At 28.2% G+C, this 1,218-nt stretch carries 1 protein-coding gene; it reads right to left on the bottom strand.

What is annotated here, in order from left to right:
- The coding region (locus L6651_RS09320) for a hypothetical protein (protein WP_465221317.1) at positions 1-1,218 on the bottom strand (1,218 nt) is incomplete at both ends.

Below are 1,218 nucleotides of genomic sequence, written 5' to 3' on the forward strand. Positions count from 1 at the left end.
CGTCTTTTATTTGTCTTTTCTTTCCCTTGTTTTTATTAGAAATTCCACTATGATTTAAATCAAGTTCATCTACTTCAAGATTCTCATTTTTTATTACGTTTTTTTCCTGTTTGAAGATTTCTTTTTTTGTGCCTATTTTTTCTTGATTCTTTTTATTTATATTATATTTATCTTTATTTTTTTCAGATTCACTTTTAAATCCTTCAGATATGCTATCCTGTCTAAATTTCCCACTAGAAACCCTACCCATTAGCATATTTTTTTCTTCTAAATTTCTAACTTTGCCTTTGAAATATTTGCTATTTTGTTTTTTATTAGTATTCAGGTCTTGAATTATTTTTTTATCTTCTTCATTTGCCTTATATGATAGATCTTTTCTTCTAAACTTCCCATTTAAAGATTTTAATTCTGCTTTTTCCCCTTTATCCTTAAACTGACTTTGAGATTGATAAAGTTTTTTAAAGGTGTTTTTTTGAAAGCTTTCTTTCCCTTTCTTACCAAGAATAGAATAACCATCCCAATTTTTTCTTTGCACATCAGAAGATGGTAAATACTTATAGTCATCTCTTGTATCCCTATAGGATACATTGCTATCACTAAAGTTAATGTCATAGCGATCTATGACACCATCATTATCTGAGTCCTGTGATAATGGATCATATGTTGAACTTACCTCTCTATTAAAATTCTTATCTTCTTTTCTAAATCTCCTTATTTTTTTCTCTGGCACATCATTAAAACTTTCACTCTCAACGTTTTTCTTCCATTTTAAATTACTATTCCCCTTGCAATTTTTTTGAGGAGAAATGCTACTTTTTATATTAGAGTTAGTTGAAATTACTCCATTATTAAAATCTTCTTTAAAATTACTTAGCCTATATTCTCTTTCTTGCTCGTGATATTCACCATATCTACTTTCCTCATTTTCTTCTATTTTTCTATGCTGCCGTTGCGAATATTCCGGCTGATATTCATTTTGATAGGAGGCTTCTGCAAATTTTTCCTCATGGATTTTTCTTTGTCTTCTTTCTCTATTTGGCCTTTCCTTTTCTTTGAATAAATCCTGACTATTTTCTTGCAAATGATCTGAGTAATATTTAGAGTTTTCATCATTATTGTCTATGTTATTCCTGCTTTTTACTTTATTAATTTCTTTTTTTGAAAAATCTGATTTTCTCTCTGTACTACTGAATTTTTCATTGCTTTCTTCTTTCTTTT

Source organism: Mediannikoviicoccus vaginalis (assembly GCF_928097925.1).
GTDB lineage: Bacteria > Bacillota > Clostridia > Tissierellales > Peptoniphilaceae > Mediannikoviicoccus > Mediannikoviicoccus vaginalis.